At 51.6% G+C, this 16601-nt stretch carries 15 protein-coding genes; 11 read left to right on the top strand and 4 right to left on the bottom strand.

Going from position 1 to position 16601, the window contains the following annotated elements; translation table 11 throughout:
• Positions 1-184 precede the first annotated feature (184 nt).
• The 3 genes from QWJ20_RS05375 (at position 185) to proY (ending at position 4602) form a co-directional block, all read left to right on the top strand.
• Positions 185-1291 (top strand): cobalamin-independent methionine synthase II family protein, encoded by a 1107-nt coding sequence (locus QWJ20_RS05375; RefSeq protein WP_433992017.1) that lies wholly within the window; start codon positions 185-187, stop codon positions 1289-1291.
• A gap of 479 nt (positions 1292-1770) precedes the next feature.
• Positions 1771-3090: a branched-chain amino acid transport system II carrier protein gene (gene brnQ / locus QWJ20_RS05370; protein ID WP_039485425.1), complete on the top strand. Its 1320-nt coding sequence runs from the start codon at positions 1771-1773 to the stop codon at positions 3088-3090.
• 141 nt (positions 3091-3231) lie between these two features.
• A complete protein-coding gene (proY, locus tag QWJ20_RS05365; protein WP_039514062.1) occupies positions 3232-4602 on the top strand; it encodes a proline-specific permease ProY in 1371 nt (456 codons plus the stop codon).
• A gap of 64 nt (positions 4603-4666) precedes the next feature.
• Here proY and QWJ20_RS05360 read toward each other — a convergent pair whose 3' ends face one another.
• From QWJ20_RS05360 to QWJ20_RS05350, 3 genes are all read right to left on the bottom strand, one after another.
• On the bottom strand, positions 4667-5941 hold the full coding sequence (locus QWJ20_RS05360) for a mechanosensitive ion channel family protein (protein WP_433992016.1): 1275 nt from the start codon (positions 5939-5941) through the stop codon (positions 4667-4669).
• Positions 5942-6164: 223 nt separating this feature from the next.
• Positions 6165-6767, bottom strand: a complete 603-nt coding sequence (locus QWJ20_RS05355; protein ID WP_095698751.1) for a peroxiredoxin C — start codon at positions 6765-6767, stop codon at positions 6165-6167.
• 211 nt (positions 6768-6978) lie between these two features.
• Complete coding sequence (locus QWJ20_RS05350) at positions 6979-7560, bottom strand: ACP phosphodiesterase (RefSeq protein ID WP_095698752.1); 582 nt, start codon at positions 7558-7560, stop codon at positions 6979-6981.
• A gap of 236 nt (positions 7561-7796) precedes the next feature.
• On the opposite strand from QWJ20_RS05350, the gene queA reads away from it, so the two are divergent.
• The 5 genes from queA to secF all read left to right on the top strand — a co-directional run bounded on the left by queA (position 7797) and on the right by secF (position 13407).
• Positions 7797-8864 carry a tRNA preQ1(34) S-adenosylmethionine ribosyltransferase-isomerase QueA gene (gene queA / locus QWJ20_RS05345; protein ID WP_433992015.1) on the top strand — a complete coding sequence of 356 codons (1068 nt, stop codon included), beginning with the start codon at positions 7797-7799 and terminating at the stop codon, positions 8862-8864.
• Between the two features lie 96 nt (positions 8865-8960).
• Complete coding sequence (gene tgt / locus QWJ20_RS05340; RefSeq protein ID WP_039485440.1) at positions 8961-10106, top strand: tRNA guanosine(34) transglycosylase Tgt; 1146 nt, start codon at positions 8961-8963, stop codon at positions 10104-10106.
• 109 nt (positions 10107-10215) lie between these two features.
• Positions 10216-10548: a preprotein translocase subunit YajC gene (yajC, locus tag QWJ20_RS05335; protein WP_010282033.1), complete on the top strand. Its 333-nt coding sequence runs from the start codon at positions 10216-10218 to the stop codon at positions 10546-10548.
• Between the two features lie 27 nt (positions 10549-10575).
• Positions 10576-12423, top strand: a complete 1848-nt coding sequence (gene secD, locus QWJ20_RS05330; RefSeq protein ID WP_071822569.1) for a protein translocase subunit SecD — start codon at positions 10576-10578, stop codon at positions 12421-12423.
• Positions 12424-12495: 72 nt separating this feature from the next.
• Positions 12496-13407 carry a protein translocase subunit SecF gene (secF, locus tag QWJ20_RS05325; protein WP_217451075.1) on the top strand — a complete coding sequence of 304 codons (912 nt, stop codon included), beginning with the start codon at positions 12496-12498 and terminating at the stop codon, positions 13405-13407.
• Between the two features lie 197 nt (positions 13408-13604).
• Here secF and QWJ20_RS05320 read toward each other — a convergent pair whose 3' ends face one another.
• Positions 13605-14174, bottom strand: a complete 570-nt coding sequence (locus tag QWJ20_RS05320) for a DUF3251 domain-containing protein (protein WP_039485445.1) — start codon at positions 14172-14174, stop codon at positions 13605-13607.
• Positions 14175-14391: 217 nt separating this feature from the next.
• Here QWJ20_RS05320 and nrdR point away from each other — a divergent pair, with 217 nt between their 5' ends.
• The 3 genes from nrdR (at position 14392) to ribH (ending at position 16601) form a co-directional block, all read left to right on the top strand.
• Positions 14392-14841: a transcriptional regulator NrdR gene (gene nrdR / locus QWJ20_RS05315; protein WP_010282042.1), complete on the top strand. Its 450-nt coding sequence runs from the start codon at positions 14392-14394 to the stop codon at positions 14839-14841.
• Positions 14842-14876: 35 nt separating this feature from the next.
• Positions 14877-16013 (top strand): bifunctional diaminohydroxyphosphoribosylaminopyrimidine deaminase/5-amino-6-(5-phosphoribosylamino)uracil reductase RibD, encoded by a 1137-nt coding sequence (gene ribD / locus QWJ20_RS05310; protein WP_174870843.1) that lies wholly within the window; start codon positions 14877-14879, stop codon positions 16011-16013.
• 111 nt (positions 16014-16124) lie between these two features.
• Complete coding sequence (ribH, locus tag QWJ20_RS05305; protein ID WP_039485449.1) at positions 16125-16601, top strand: 6,7-dimethyl-8-ribityllumazine synthase; 477 nt, start codon at positions 16125-16127, stop codon at positions 16599-16601.

The raw sequence follows: 16601 nt of genomic DNA, 5'->3' as shown, positions 1-16601 counted from the left end.
ACGTGAAAATTCTTCTATTGCCCTGTGATTCGCCACGTGACAGGATAGTTTTAAATTTAGACGTCCAGATGGCTAAATAAAATTAAATGTAATTATCCCTCTGGGCAAATATTTCATATTGAAACTATCTGTCAGTACGCTTCTTTCCTGAAGGTCGGTGCTGGCAACATGTCAGGAGCGACATATGGCGAACACCTTATCCCCTTTCCGTGCCGATACCGTCGGCAGTTTCTTGCGTCCAGCCGCGATTAAGGAAGCACGTCTTCAGCATCAGGCAGGTGAGATTGATGATGCTGCGCTGCGTAGCATTGAAGATCGCGAGATTCTGCGGGTAGTAGAAAAGCAGCGTGAAGCGGGCCTGCAGGTTGTGACGGATGGTGAACTGCGTCGCGCCTGGTGGCACTTCGACTTCTTTGCCGACTTGAACGGCGTGGAGCGCTACGAAGCCGATCACGGTATTCAATTCAACGGTATTCAGACCAAATCCCATGCGATTCGCGTTGTGGATAAAGTGAGCTTCAATTCCCAGCATCCGATGCTCGATCATTTCCGCTACCTGAACAGCATTTCTGGCGATGCGGTCGCTAAAATGACGATTCCAAGCCCTAGCGTGATGCATTTCCGCGGCGGCCGCAAAGCGATTGATGCGACGGTTTATCCCGATCTGGCTGACTATTTCGACGATTTGGCACAAACCTGGCGCGATGCGATTCACGCATTTTATGACGCAGGCTGTCGCTTCCTGCAACTGGATGACACCGTATGGGCCTACCTGTGCTCTGACGATCAAAAACGCCAGATCCGTGAACGTGGTGAAGATCCGGCACAGCTGGCACGGACCTATGCTGATGTGTTGAACAAAGCGCTGGCTGATAAGCCTGCGGATCTGGTGATCGGTTTACACGTTTGTCGCGGTAATTTCCGCTCGACCTGGATTTCTGAAGGCGGGTACGAGCCTGTGGCAGAAATTCTGTTTGGCGAAGTGAATGTCGATGCGTTCTTCCTGGAATACGATACCGAGAGAGCGGGCGGGTTTGAGCCGCTGCGTTTTGTGAAGCCGGGTCATCAGCAGGTGGTACTGGGACTGATCACCACGAAGAACGGTGAGCTGGAAGAGGCTGAAGTTGTGCAGGCGCGTATCGCGGAAGCGGCAAAATATATCAATCTCAGCCAGATTTGCCTGAGCCCACAGTGTGGCTTTGCTTCAACGGAAGAGGGCAATAGCCTGACGGAAGAGCAGCAGTGGAATAAGTTGAAGCTTGTTGTGGATATCGCCAATCGCGTGTGGTGATACCGATGAGGTAGCGCGCTATTCTGCAACAGACATACAGAGGCTGGATCATTCGATCCGGCCTTTTTTGTGGCCGTTATCCGGCTTTCTATTCGCGACGCTTTTGTGAAATATGTTTTTTTTATGATCGAACAGCGCATTTTATTCCAGTTTTTGTCAGTTTTATTGCAATGAAATATCGATAAATGCGCAAATCATGTGTTATGCAAATCAGGATAAACCAATTTATATTCTTACTTTTTGGCATAGTTAGGCTTGATACTCTGGTTTTTGGATCTCTACTTGTCTTTTTACGCTATAAACGTTTTACTTAGCACCCAATATGGCTGTGCAAAAAATAACTCCTCTATGCTCGCCATCTTTCACGTTTCCAGAGTGTTGGCGTCAGCTTCGCGCTAGCCCTTTGTGAATGGCTTCTGGCGGCGATAAACGGCACCGTTTTCTTTTTATCGATTTGATACAGGCAACACGACATAACTATGAGTCATCGTTTAACTTCCAAAGATATCGTGGCATTAGGTTTTATGACCTTTGCTTTGTTCGTGGGGGCAGGAAATATTATTTTCCCGCCTATGGTGGGATTGCAGGCGGGAGAGCACGTTTGGACCGCAGCGCTCGGCTTTCTGCTGACGGCGGTTGGCCTACCGGTGTTGACCGTGATCGCGCTTGCCCGGGTTGGCGGTGGCGTTGATGCGCTGAGCTCGCCGATTGGTAAAAAGGCCGGTGTTGTTCTGGCGACCGTGTGCTATTTGGCCGTTGGGCCACTATTCGCAACGCCGCGCACGGCAACCGTCTCGTTTGAAGTCGGTCTGGCGCCTTTGGTCGGCAACGGAGCCTCTCCTCTGCTGATTTATAGCCTGATTTATTTTGCCATTGTGATCGCGATTTCCCTGTATCCGGGCAAACTGCTGGATACGGTCGGCCATGTGTTGGCACCGTTAAAGATCATTGCGCTGGCGGTACTGGGTATTGCTGCGGTGCTGTGGCCTGCCGGTTCGCCTATCCCGGCGACAGAAACGTATGAGCAACTGCCGTTCTCTAATGGTTTTGTTAACGGCTATCTGACGATGGATACGCTGGGTGCAATGGTCTTTGGTATCGTGATCGTGAATGCTGCGCGCTCGCGTGGGGTGACCAGCTCTGTGCTGCTGACGCGTTACACCATGTGGGCGGGTTTGATTGCCGGTATTGGCCTGACATTAGTCTATTTGAGCCTGTTCCAGCTCGGTTCTGTCAGCGGTGAACTGGTGCCGCAGGCGCAGAACGGTGCTGAAATTCTCCATGCCTATGTGCAACATTCGTTTGGCAATATGGGAAGCAGCTTCCTGGCGTTGTTAATCTTCATCGCGTGTCTGGTGACGGCGGTGGGGCTGACCTGTGCTTGTGCTGAATTCTTTGCGCAATACCTGCCGTTGTCTTACCGCACGCTGGTATTTGTGTTGGGAACGTTCTCGATGGTGGTGTCTAATCTGGGCTTAAGCCATCTGATTCAACTTTCCATTCCTGTACTGACGGCGATTTATCCACCGTGTATCATTCTGGTTTTATTGAGCTTTACGCTGCGTTGGTGGAATAGCGCTTCACGTATTGTGGCCCCGGTCATGTTAGTCAGTCTGTTATTTGGCATGATTGATGGTGTAAAATCGTCGGCCTTCAAATCGCTGTTGCCAGAGTGGAGCCTCAACCTGCCGCTGAGCGAGCAAGGGTTGGCCTGGCTGCCACCGTCACTGCTGATCTTACTGGTTGCGGTGATTTACGACAGACTTTGTGGTCGTCAGGAAGTTACGGTACATCAATAACATCGTTAATGCCTGATAGCGCTGGGGCGGTAGGGATAGCGTACTGCTCCAGCACAAGGTTGGGTTTATGCACCACAGGTTTTTGCCTGTGGTTTTTCTTTTTGTAAAATTTTCCTTTATATAAGACAGGGTTGCTTATCAATGGAACAACCATCCTCCAAGCTCAAGCGTGGGTTAAGCACGCGGCATATCCGCTTTATCGCCCTTGGCTCGGCAATCGGAACCGGTCTGTTTTATGGTTCCGCGAGTGCGATCCAAATGGCTGGCCCCAGTGTATTACTGGCTTATCTGATCGGTGGGGTTGTCGCGTATATCATCATGCGCGCACTGGGTGAAATGTCGGTGCACAACCCGCAGTCCAGCTCGTTTTCCCGCTATGCGCAGGATTATCTCGGGCCATTAGCGGGGTATATCACCGGCTGGACCTACTGTTTTGAGATGCTGATTGTTGCCATTGCTGATGTGACCGCGTTTGGTATCTACATGGGCGTCTGGTTCCCTGCCGTGCCGCACTGGGTGTGGGTTCTGAGCGTAGTGCTTATCATTGGTGCCATTAACCTGATGAATGTGAAAGCCTTTGGTGAACTGGAGTTTTGGCTCTCTTTCTTCAAAGTGGCCACCATTATCATCATGATCGCTGCTGGGATCGGCATCATCATCTGGGGGATTGGCAACGGGGGGGAACCGACGGGTATCCACAACCTCTGGAGCAATGGCGGGTTCTTCAGTAACGGTGTGATGGGGATGATTCTGTCGCTGCAACTGGTGATGTTTGCGTATGGCGGCGTCGAGATTATCGGGATTACGGCCGGTGAGGCCAAAGACCCGCAGAAGTCTATCCCTCGTGCGATCAACTCTGTGCCATGGCGTATTCTGGTGTTCTATGTCGGTACGCTGTTCGTGATTATGTCGATTTACCCGTGGAATCAGGTAGGCACTAACGGAAGCCCGTTCGTGCTGACATTCCAGCATATGGGCATTACGGCGGCGGCAGGTATCCTGAACTTTGTCGTGATTACCGCGTCGCTGTCGGCGATTAACAGCGATGTCTTCGGCGTCGGCAGAATGCTGCACGGGATGGCGGAGCAGGGGCACGCACCGAAGGTGTTTAGCCGCCTTTCCAAGCGTGGTATCCCGTGGGTCACGGTGGTTGTGATGATGATGGCGCTGCTGGTAGCGGTGTATCTGAATTACATTATGCCTGGCAAAGTTTTCTTGGTGATTGCTTCACTGGCAACGTTTGCCACGGTGTGGGTGTGGATCATGATTCTGTTTTCTCAGATCGCCTTCCGCCGCCGTCTGAGCCCAGATGAAGTGAAGGCGCTGGCGTTCCCACTGCGCGGCGGCATTGTGACCTCCGTGTTCGGCATCGTCTTCCTGTTCTTCATCATTGGTTTGATTGGCTACTTCCCGGACACGCGCGTGTCGCTGTATGTCGGCATCATTTGGATAGTGCTGCTTTTAGTGGGCTATGTCTGGAAGAAGAAGCGTCAGAATGCGGTAGCGGCATAGCATTAAGCTAGTCGCTTGTTGTCAGAAGAAGCGCTCCTGTTGGAGCGCTTTTTTTGAATCGATATTACGCTTTCGGAGCCGTCATTTGCTGTGCCATGACCCGCATATCGTGGCCGGTTGGTATTTGATGAACGCGGAGATCGAATTCCGGTAAGATCGCAAAAATATGGTCGAAAATGTCAGATTGAATGCTTTCGTAATCGACCCAAGCGGTCGTGTTGGTAAACGCATAAATCTCCAGCGGTACCCCTTCTGACGTTGGCGCAAGCTGCCGCACCATCAGCGTCATGCCTTTATGAATACCCGGATGCGTGCGCAGATAAACCTGAAGGTAGGCGCGAAACGTACCTAAATTCGTCAAACGACGGCCGTTCAGCGGTGATGTCAGATCGCAATCGGACTGTGCATTATGTTGCTCCAGTTCACTCTTCTTGTTCTGAATATAAGGCGACAGCAGCTTGCTGCGCAGCAATCGCGCCTGCCCGTCTTCCGTCATAAAATGCACGCTGGTGGTATCGATATTGATACTGCGCTTGAGGCGCCGTCCTCCTGATTCGGACATTGAACGCCAGTTCTTAAAGGAATCGGAGACTAACGCGTAGGTGGGAATGGTGGTGACAGTATTGTCCCAGTTTCTCACTTTTACCGTTGTCAGACCGATATCGATAACGGCCCCGTCAGCGCCGTATTTCGGCATTTCGAGCCAGTCGCCCAGCGTTAACATGTCGTTGGCGGAGAGTTGGATACCTGCCACCAATCCCATAATCGGATCTTTGAACACCAACATCAGGACGGCGGCCATCGCGCCTAATCCGCTAATCAGAATCAGTGGCGATTTCCCGATGAGCAGTGACACGACCATAATGCTGATGACGATGGTGGCAATCAGCTTCAGACTCTGGAAGATACCGCGCAGCGGCAATTGGGCCGCGACTTTGGTTCGGGCGGAAACGTTGAGCAGAACATCAAGGAGCGAAAATAGGGACAGCAGCGCAAAGATCATGATCCACACTTGGGAACAGATGATCAGCGTTTCGCGAGTTTCACTCTGCGCGGGAAGCCACACAAAGACCTGAATATTGAGGATCACCCCTTGCAGCAAGAAGGCCAGCCGATTAAACAAGTTGTGTTGCGTCAGTGCCTGTTTCCACCCGTGCCCCTCGGTTTTTCCCGGCTTATTGAGCGAACGCAGTACCATTCTTTTCAGCACAACCTGATGCAAAATCAGGTGGATGACGGCAGAAATGAGCAATATCAGCCCAAGAACAATCAGTAACGCAATGATGCTCGCGTGTTGTATCTCAGCTTCTCTCAGCCACAGCGTGAGGTTTTGTTGCATGCGTTCTCCTTTTATTCCAATGAATCTGTCGTGCATTAACACGATGTGGCTTTAAGGCTAAGGATTTAGCGCCCCTAGTCAACCTTTTGTATTATTTAAGATATCGCAGGGAAGAGTCTGTGAGAGGTGAAGAAGAACAGAGGGGTAAATGGCGGGCAAAGAAAAAGCCAGTCGCTTAGCAACTGGCTTGGTCATCATATTGCCATGTCGGCAGAATGAGGAATTACAGCTTGTCTGCGTTCTCAGACAGGTATTTCGCTACGCCGTCTGGTGACGCGCCCATACCGGATTTACCTTTTTCCCACTGCGCCGGGCACACTTCGCCGTGCTCTTCGTGGAATTGCAGGGCGTCAACGGTACGCAGCATTTCGTCGATGTTACGACCCAGCGGCAGATCGTTCACCACCTGGTGACGAACTACGCCGTTTTTGTCGACCAGGAAAGAACCACGCAGTGCAACACCCGCTTCTGGGTGCTCAATGCCGTAGGCTTTCTGGATTTCGCGCTTGATATCAGCAACCATCGCATATTGCACTTCGCCGATGCCGCCTTTGTCCACAGGGGTTTTACGCCATGCGTTGTGAACAAACTCGGAGTCGAAGGAAACGCCAACCACTTCTACACCGCGTTTCTTGAACTCGGCATAGCGGTGATCGAAAGCAATCAGCTCTGACGGACAAACGAAGGTGAAGTCCATCGGCCAGAAGAAGATCACGGCAGCTTTACCGTTGATGTGCTTCTTCAGGTTGAAATTTTCGACGATTTCGCCACTGCCTAAAACGGCAGCTGCGGTGAAGTCTGGGGCTTGACGAGTTACCAGGACCATAATTACTCCTGTAGATAGCGGTTAGTGATCGGATGATATAAAAAACAGCGACTAGTATAGGGACTCTACCTGAGTGAATACAGGCAAAGAGACCAATCAATGAGATAGCTTCTGTCTATTGAACTCATCGCTATTTCCTTTCAAGGGGCTACATTATCCCTTTTGACGGAAAGGACAATACGTCGCGTAGAAAAACGGAAAAATCGCGTTCTTACAGCTGCTGCGCTTTCGCTAATTGCATCATCCGTGGATAAAACTGCCAGAAGAGTGTTTCAAATTGGTGATAATGCTGCTCGATATCCTGAAAAGAGCCGGACAGCGCAGCCAGTTTTGGGCGGCGTACCGACATTCTGTGCAGCACATCGGCGATAAACGGCAGCTCTGCGTAACGGGTCATCCAGCGTTCCGGCCACAGATAGCGATTCAGGTTCTGAAAGCGTTCAGGCGTCAGTGCCAGATGCGGTTCGATTTGTGATTGTGCACCGTCAATAAAGGTTTGCAAGGGCGTGTCCGGCACCAGCTGTAGCCAGTGACGCGCAAGATAGTGATCCCACAGGACATCTAGCGTAATGGGCGAAACGCGGCGGAATTCATCGCTGAAATACTGACGCGCCTGTTTGACTTCCGGCAGGCTGTCGGTCAGTGAATCAACGCGACGATGCAGACGAATACCCGCGACGATCTCGTCAGCGTAGCTGTCCTGCGGGTTGCCGCGCACGAAATCCGCCATCAGATTACCTAATAGGGAGCTGTCGGCCAGCGTGGCCAGGTGGAGGTGAGCAAGAAAATTCATGGCGCTAGTATATACCCTTCATCTTTCGAGTTACAGGCTCGTTGGCTGCCCTTGGTCACCCCAGTCACTTACTGATGTAAGCTCCTGGGGACTCCCTCAGTTGCCGCCTTCCTGTATCTCGAAATCTATTGGGTATAATGCATTCCACGACTCAGATGCTTATTTCTTGCAGCCATGCGCTTGCGGCTCTAGACTAGGCCGCCCATTTTTAATGTATTACAGCTAAGTGAATTGCCATGCGTGTTGCCGATTTTTCGTTTGAACTTCCTGAATCATTGATTGCCCATTATCCACAAGCGGAACGCAGTGGTTGTCGCCTGCTATCGCTGGACGGGCCGACGGGAAATCTGACGCATGGTGTGTTTACCGATTTGCTGGATAAACTGAATCCCGGCGATCTGCTGGTGTTCAACAATACACGCGTGATTCCTGCTCGTCTGTTTGGCCGTAAAGCCAGCGGCGGCAAACTGGAAGTGCTGGTCGAGCGCGTGTTGGATGACCATCGGGTGCTGGCGCACGTTCGAGCGTCAAAAGCGCCGAAGCCGGGCACAGAGCTGCTACTGGGCGATGACGAAAGCGTCAAAGCTACGATGGCGGCTCGCCACGATGCGCTATTCGAGCTGCATTTCGATGATTCTCGCGATGTTCTGTCGATCCTGAATGACATCGGCCACATGCCGTTGCCACCTTATATCGACAGACCTGATGAAGACGCCGACCGTGAGCTTTATCAGACGGTGTATAGCCAACGTCCGGGTGCCGTAGCGGCACCGACGGCGGGCTTGCATTTTGATGAGCCGATGTTGGCCGCGCTGCGCGAGAAAGGCATCGATATGGCGTTTGTTACGCTGCACGTGGGTGCGGGGACTTTCCAGCCTGTACGCGTCGATACGATCGAAGATCACATCATGCACGCCGAATATGCCGAAGTGCCGCAAGACGTCGTTGATGCTGTTCTGGCGTGCAAAGCGCGGGGAAACCGCGTAATCGCCGTTGGCACCACCTCGGTTCGTTCACTGGAAAGTGCCGCGCAGGCCAGCCAGAACGCTGCTATCGAACCGTTCTTCGGCGATACCAAAATTTTCATCTATCCGGGCTATCGCTACCGCATTATCGATGCGCTGGTGACCAATTTCCATTTACCCGAATCGACGTTAATCATGCTGGTGTCTGCCTTTGCCGGTTACCAGAATACGATGTCTGCCTACCGTCAGGCGGTGGCAGAGCAATATCGTTTTTTCAGCTACGGTGATGCGATGTTTATTACGCATAACCTGATGGCCGAACAGGAAAAAGTGGGATAAACCCGCTTTCCACATAATAGGAACGCCACAGACCACGCTCTGTCAGGTGTTAATACATCATTACCATCAGACTGTTTTTCTGATGCTGGAGGCTAAGTGAAGTACGAATTACAAACAACGGACGGCCGTGCGCGACGCGGTAGATTGATTTTTGAACGTGGCGTAGTGGAAACTCCGGCTTTTATGCCCGTGGGGACGTACGGCACGGTGAAAGGCATGACGCCGGAAGAAGTGAAAGAGACCGGCGCACAGATTCTGCTCGGCAATACGTTCCATCTGTGGCTGCGTCCCGGTCAGGAAATCATGAAGCTGCATGGCGATCTGCACGACTTCATGAACTGGCACGGCCCGATTCTGACGGATTCCGGCGGTTTTCAGGTGTTCAGCCTCGGCGATATTCGCAAGATTACCGAACAGGGCGTGCATTTCCGTAACCCGATCAACGGGGACTCGATTTTCCTTAGCCCGGAAAAATCGATGGAGATTCAGCACGATCTCGGTTCCGACATCGTCATGATCTTTGATGAATGTACGCCGTACCCTGCTGATTGGGACTACGCCAAACGCTCGATGGAGATGTCTCTGCGCTGGGCAAAACGTAGCCGTCAGCGTTTTGATGAGCTGGAGAATAAAAATGCGCTGTTCGGTATTATCCAAGGAAGTGTTTACGAAGATTTACGTGATGTATCCGTAAAAGGGCTGGTAGACATTGGCTTTGATGGGTACGCTGTGGGCGGTTTGGCTGTCGGTGAGCCGAAAGAAGATATGCACCGTATTCTGGAGCACGTTTGCCCGCAGATTCCAGAAGATAAACCACGCTACTTGATGGGCGTTGGCAAGCCGGAAGACTTAGTCGAAGGTGTTCGCCGCGGTGTTGATATGTTTGACTGTGTGATGCCAACGCGCAATGCACGTAACGGGCATCTCTTCGTGACTGATGGCGTAGTGAAAATCCGTAATGCGAAGCATAAAGATGACGTCAGCTCGCTGGATGAACACTGTGATTGCTACACGTGTCGCAATTATAGCCGCGCCTACTTGCATCATCTTGACCGTTGCAACGAAATACTCGGAGCACGACTCAATACCATTCATAACTTGCGTTATTATCAGCGTTTAATGGCGGGTTTACGTCAGGCCATTGAAGAGGGTAAATTAGAGCACTTTGTGGTGGATTTTTACCAACGGATAGGCAAACCCATTCCGCCGCTTGCTGAAAAAGACGTTGCCACAAGCAACTGACAGCCCGTTTGCTATGAATTGCATTTTGCTGTGAAGCGTTTTCACGATTGTAAGGTTGATAACTTATCTTTTTGATAGCTTATCTTTTGACAAAAAAGAGGATATTTAAATGAGTCTTTTCATCTCCGATGCTGTAGCTGCAACCGGCGCTCCGGCTCAGGGAAGCCCGTACTCTCTGGTTATTATGCTGGCCGTTTTTGGTCTGATTTTCTACTTTATGATCCTGCGTCCTCAGCAAAAACGCGCCAAGGAACACAAAAAGTTAATGGATTCTATCGGCAAGGGCGATGAAGTCTTAACGACCGGTGGTCTGGTTGGTCGCGTAACCAAAGTGTCCGAAACTGGCTATATTGCGATTGCGTTGAACGAGACCAATGAAGTGGTTATCAAACGTGATTTCGTGGCTGCCGTGCTGCCGAAGGGCACGATTAAGGCCCTGTAATTTCCGATTTTCCCGAAGGGAACTGCCGTGTTAAATCGTTATCCTTTGTGGAAGTACCTGATGCTGGTCGTGGTGTTGTTTGTCGGCCTGCTCTACGCACTTCCTAACCTATATGGTGAGGATCCGGCGGTACAAGTTACTGGCGCGCGGGGAACCGCCGCCAGCGAAACGACGCTGATCCAAGTCCAGAATGTTTTAAAAGAACAGAACATTACCAGTAAGTCGATTGCATTGGAAAACGGTGCAATTCTGGCTCGCTTCTCTAACCCTGATGTTCAGCTCCGTGCGCGTGAAGCGCTCGTGAATGAGCTGGGCGAAAAGTTCGTCGTTGCACTTAACCTGGCACCTGCTACGCCAACCTGGCTGCGGTTGTTGGGCGCTGAACCGATGAAATTGGGGCTTGACCTGCGCGGCGGCGTTCACTTCCTGATGGAAGTGGATATGGATACGGCGCTGGGTAAACTACAAGAACAAACAATGGACTCTTTGCGCAGCGATCTGCGTGAGAAGAACATTCCTTATGCCTCCGTGCGTAAAATTGATAATTACGGTGTCGAAATTCGTTTCCGTGATGCTCAAACGCGTGATGAGGGCATCAACTATCTGACGACTCGTCACCGCAATCTGGTTCTCAGCAGCAGCGGTAGCAACCTGCTGCGTGCAGTGATGTCTGACGAACGTCTGCGTGAAGCACGTGAATACGCCGTACAGCAGAACATCAATATCCTGCGTAACCGTGTGAACCAACTGGGTGTTGCTGAGCCACTGGTACAGCGTCAGGGTGCTGACCGTATCGTTGTTGAGTTACCGGGTATTCAGGACACGGCGCGCGCGAAAGAAATTCTTGGTGCAACCGCTACGCTGGAATTCCGTCTGGTCAACAGTAATGCTGATGCAACCGCAGCGGCGAACGGCCGTGTGCCGGGCGACTCTGAAGTGAAGAACATGCGTGACGGCTCACCAGTGGTGTTGTTCAAGCGTGTGATTCTGACGGGCGACCATATTACCGATTCGACATCGAGTACGGATGAATACAACCAGCCTCAGGTGAATATTTCACTGGACAGCGCGGGTGGCAACACCATGTCCAACTTCACCAAAGACAGTATCGGCAAGCTGATGGCGACGCTCTTTGTGGAATACAAAGACAGCGGCAAGAAAGATGCGACTGGCCGTTCGATATTGGAAAAACACGAAGAAGTGATTAACGTAGCGACGATTCAGTCGCGACTGGGTAACAGCTTCCGTATTACCGGCATTGATAACCCGAACGAAGCGCGTCAGCTTTCTCTGCTGTTGCGTGCGGGGGCGTTGATTGCGCCGATCCAAATCGTTGAAGAACGTACCATTGGGCCAACGCTGGGGATGCAAAACATCACTCAGGGGCTGGAAGCCTGTTTGTGGGGCTTGATCGCATCGATTCTCTTTATGGTCTTCTTCTACAAGAAGTTTGGTGTCATTGCGACTAGTGCGCTGGTTGCTAACCTGGTGTTGATTGTCGGCGTGATGTCGCTGCTACCGGGGGCGACGCTGACCATGCCGGGTATCGCGGGTATCGTGCTTACGCTGGCGGTTGCCGTCGATGCTAACGTACTCATTAACGAACGTATCAAAGAAGAACTCAGTAATGGTCGCTCTGTGCAACAGGCCATTCATGAGGGCTACAAAGGTGCATTCAGTTCGATTGTTGATGCGAACGTCACGACGTTGATTAAAGTTATCATCCTGTATGCGGTTGGTACCGGTTCTATCAAAGGGTTTGCTATCACGACTGCGATTGGGATTGCGACCTCAATGTTTACGGCGATCGTCGGTACTCGTGCCATCGTTAACCTGCTTTACGGCGGTAAACGTATCAACAAGCTGTCTATCTAGGAGTGCGTTGTGGCACAGGAACAGGAATACAACATTGAACAACTCAATCATGGGCGTAAAGTCTATGATTTCATGCGCTGGGATACATTGGCATTTGTCATTTCCGGTCTGCTGATCATCGCTTCTATCGCGATTATGGGTGTGCGTGGTTTCAACTGGGGACTCGATTTTACCGGTGGTACGGTTATCGAGATCAACCTTGAGCAACCGATCGATCTCGATGTCCTGCGCAGTTCATTAGAGACCTCTGGGTTTTCAGAGCCGCAGGTGCAGAATTTCGGTAGCAGCCGTGACGTGATGGTGCGTATGCCACCCGTTTCTGGCAGCGAGAACGAAGCGCTCGGTAACAAAGTGCTGAAGGTAGTTAATGATACCTTCCAGCAGCATGCGACGGTGAAACGTATTGAGTTTGTCGGGCCGAGCGTGGGGAGTGATTTGGCACAGGCGGGCGCATTGGCGCTGATGTCTGCGTTGATTGCTATCCTTATTTACATCGGTTTTCGTTTTGAATGGCGTCTGGCGATGAGTGCCGTGCTGGCTTTGGCGCACGATGCGATCATCACGATGGGTCTGCTGTCTCTGTTCTCTATTGAGATTGACCTAACGATCATTGCGTCGCTGATGTCGGTAATTGGTTATTCACTTAACGATAAGATCGTAGTATCTGACCGTATTCGTGAGAACTTCCGCAAGGTGCGTCGTGGCACACCTTACGAGATTACCAACATTTCTCTGACGCAGACGTTGCAGCGTACCATCATCACATCAGCGACCACGCTGGCGATGATTGTGATCCTCATGGTCTTCGGTGGCGCCTTGTTGCATGGCTTCTCGCTGACGATGTTTATCGGTGTGATCATCGGTACGATCTCTTCTATCTACGTTTCTTCCGCTCTGGCGTTGAAACTGGGTATGAAGCGTGAACACCTGATCGTTCAGAAAGTGGAAAAAGAAGGAGCGGACCAACCGTCTATCCTGCCTTAATCTGCTGACTGTAAACATAAAAAACCCCGCATTGCGGGGTTTTTTGCATCTTAGCGTTGGGAAATACCTTTATATCCTAAATAATTCGAGTTGCATGCAGGCGGCGACACAGTGAATCCCCAGGAGCTTACATAAGTAAGTGACTGGGGTGAGCGAGGAAAGCCAACGTACATGCAGCTTGAAGTATGACGGATATATCAAGGGGACTCGGTTGCGGCAACGGGCGGCGGACTCTGTATTTCCTGAACCTGATGCAAACGAACAAAGCCGAGTTCTTCCGGCGGCAGGCCGCTCAGGCGCAATTCAATAATCGCTTCGGCTTTTGGTAACAGAGTCGGGGAGACGACAAAGGACTGTGTTTGCGTATCGCCAGCTAAAGGCTTCCCACTCACGGGATCGAGCCGTCCCCAGTCAAGCTGTGCGCCAAAGGCTGGTAGCCCCTTCGCATCAAGCGTGCGAATGTGCAACAACGCGCTTGTTCCGTTCGCTTCAGTCTCGATATTGCGTAACGATACGTTGAGTCTGCCAATACTGCTTTCCAGCACGGTGCTGGTTTGCGCGGCAGGCAGTAAATAAACGCCGGAGGTGGACTGGGAATTCAACGCATTTTGTCGCTCTAATGCCGTGGCCTGATCGGTCAGCGTTTGTAATTGCTGATTGAGTTGACCTATCTGGTTCTGCAATTTGGGCATCTGGCGCTGTTCAGCACATCCTGCGAGCAAAAGTAGCGCTGGCAGGAAGGTCAGTACGCGATATCGGGTTCTCATATCTGTGGTTCCCCTTTCGATGTTTTATTCATTGATCCGTTGATCCCTGTTGCTGAGTTTAGCTGCGATTAAGCCTAAGTCATAGGTGAGACAGCTTTTTTCATCCTATTACCGGGAGAGATGCGAAACCCTTCGCAACGTGGATCAGGAGTTTTGGTTAGTCCGTTAATTCAGGGTAAACTGTCGCTACGTTAAGGATTACTGGTCAGGACACATCATGCATTGCCCGTTTTGTTCCGCTGTTGATACCAAAGTCATTGATTCCCGTCTGGTCGGCGAAGGTTCGCAAGTCCGTCGTCGTCGGCAGTGTCTGGTTTGTCATGAACGCTTCACCACGTTTGAAGTGGCTGAACTGGTGATGCCGCGAGTCATTAAAAGCAATGAAGTACGTGAGCCTTTTAATGAAGATAAATTGCGTAGCGGCATGCTGAAAGCGCTGGAAAAAAGGCCAGTCAGTTCTGATGACGTCGAAATGGCGCTTAATCACATTAAATCTCATCTTCGTGCCACCGGAGAACGCGAGGTTACCACCAAGATGGTGGGGAATCTGGTGATGGAAGCGTTGAGAAAGCTGGATAAAGTGGCTTATATCCGCTTTGCATCGGTGTATCGCAGCTTTGAAGATATCCGCGAGTTTGGCGAAGAGATTGCGCGTTTGCAGGATTAAGTCGCGTCAACGCGACGGAGATAAGAGGTTCGGGAATGAGCGTTTTTCAGGAAAACGGCCACTTGCCGCAGGATGAATTATACATGGCGCGCGCGTTAGAGTTGGCGCGTCGTGGTTGTTTCACGACCGCACCCAACCCTAATGTTGGCTGCGTGATTGTTCGTGATGGCGAAATTGTAGGTGAAGGCTATCATTTTCGTGCTGGTGAGCCACACGCTGAGGTGCATGCGCTGAGAATGGCGGGGGAACGTGCACGTGGTGCGACGGCCTACGTCACATTGGAACCGTGTAGCCACCATGGCCGCACGCCACCTTGCGCCGATGCGTTGATTGCTGCTGGCGTTTCCCGCGTGGTTGCTGCAATGCAGGATCCGAATCCACAGGTAGCGGGTCGTGGTTTGCATCGCCTACAGCAAGCGGGGATTGCCGTCAGTCATGGTTTGATGATGGCTGAAGCAGAGAAGGTGAATGTAGGCTTCCTGAAACGTATGCGGACGGGCTTTCCTTACGTGCAGCTCAAAATGGCGGCGTCTTTGGATGGGCGTACTGCGATGGCGTCGGGAGAAAGCCAGTGGATCACTTCACCGCAGGCACGGCAGGATGTGCAACGTTTTCGTGCAGAGAGCGCAGCGATTCTGAGCAGCAGTGCGACGGTGTTAGCTGACGATCCCTCGCTTACCGTACGCTGGTCAGAGCTGGGTGCCGATGTGCAGAAACGCTATTCAGAAGCGGATCTCAGGCAGCCCGTGCGGGTGATTGTGGACAGCCGACAGCGCGTCACGCCACAGCATCGAATTGTTAGCCAACCGGGTGAGACCTGGCTGGCGCGCGTGCAGGCGGATGAACAAGCGTGGCCGCAGGGCGTTGAACAAGTGATGTTACCGCAGCACAATGGCGGCGTTGATCTGGTGGCGCTGATGATGGTGCTGGGGAGACGGCAGATTAACTCCGTTTGGGTTGAAGCCGGGGCCAGTCTGGCCGGTGCGCTGCTTAATGCTGGCGTTGTTGATGAACTTATCGTTTATCTTGCCCCCAAACTGTTGGGTGAAAATGCCCGTTCGCTGTGCCTCTTGCCTGGGCTGGATCAGCTGTCTCAGGCACCGGAATTTGATATCGCAGACGTTCGCCAGATTGGCCCAGATTTGCGATTGCGCCTGAAACCTAAATTCTGATGTGTATGTAAATACGTAGTGCAGGTCCGACAAAACCGGATACGTGCCAACAAAAATTATGATAGAATCCGCCCCCCTAGCGGGCCATAAAGACCAGATACAAGGAATGCTATGAACGTTATTGAAGGTGTTGTTGCTACTCCTGATGCCCGTGTGGCGATTGTGATTGCGCGTTTTAACCATTTTATTAACGACAGCCTCCTGGACGGTGCGATTGATGCATTGAAACGCATCGGTCAGGTTAAAGACGAAAACATCACCGTTGTCTGGGTGCCGGGTGCTTACGAACTGCCATTGACGGTTCGTGCGCTGACCAAAAGCGCGAAAAATGGCGGATATGATGCCGTGATTGCTCTGGGAACGGTCATCCGTGGTGGAACAGCGCATTTTGAATTTGTTGCTGGCGAATGTAGCTCAGGCTTGTCCTCTGTTGCGATGGACAGTGAAATCCCTGTTGCTTTCGGCGTTCTGACGACGGAAAGCATTGAGCAGGCGATTGAGCGTGCCGGTACGAAAGCGGGGAACAAAGGTGCTGAAGCTGCCTTGACCGCGCTAGAAATGATTAATGTATTGAAAGCGATTAAGTAA

This window comes from Pectobacterium sp. S5, from assembly GCF_051707265.1.
Taxonomy (GTDB): Bacteria; Pseudomonadota; Gammaproteobacteria; order Enterobacterales; family Enterobacteriaceae; genus Pectobacterium; species Pectobacterium polare.
Note: the sequence above shows the minus strand (reverse complement) of the source record. Positions and strands in the feature narration are given on the sequence as shown.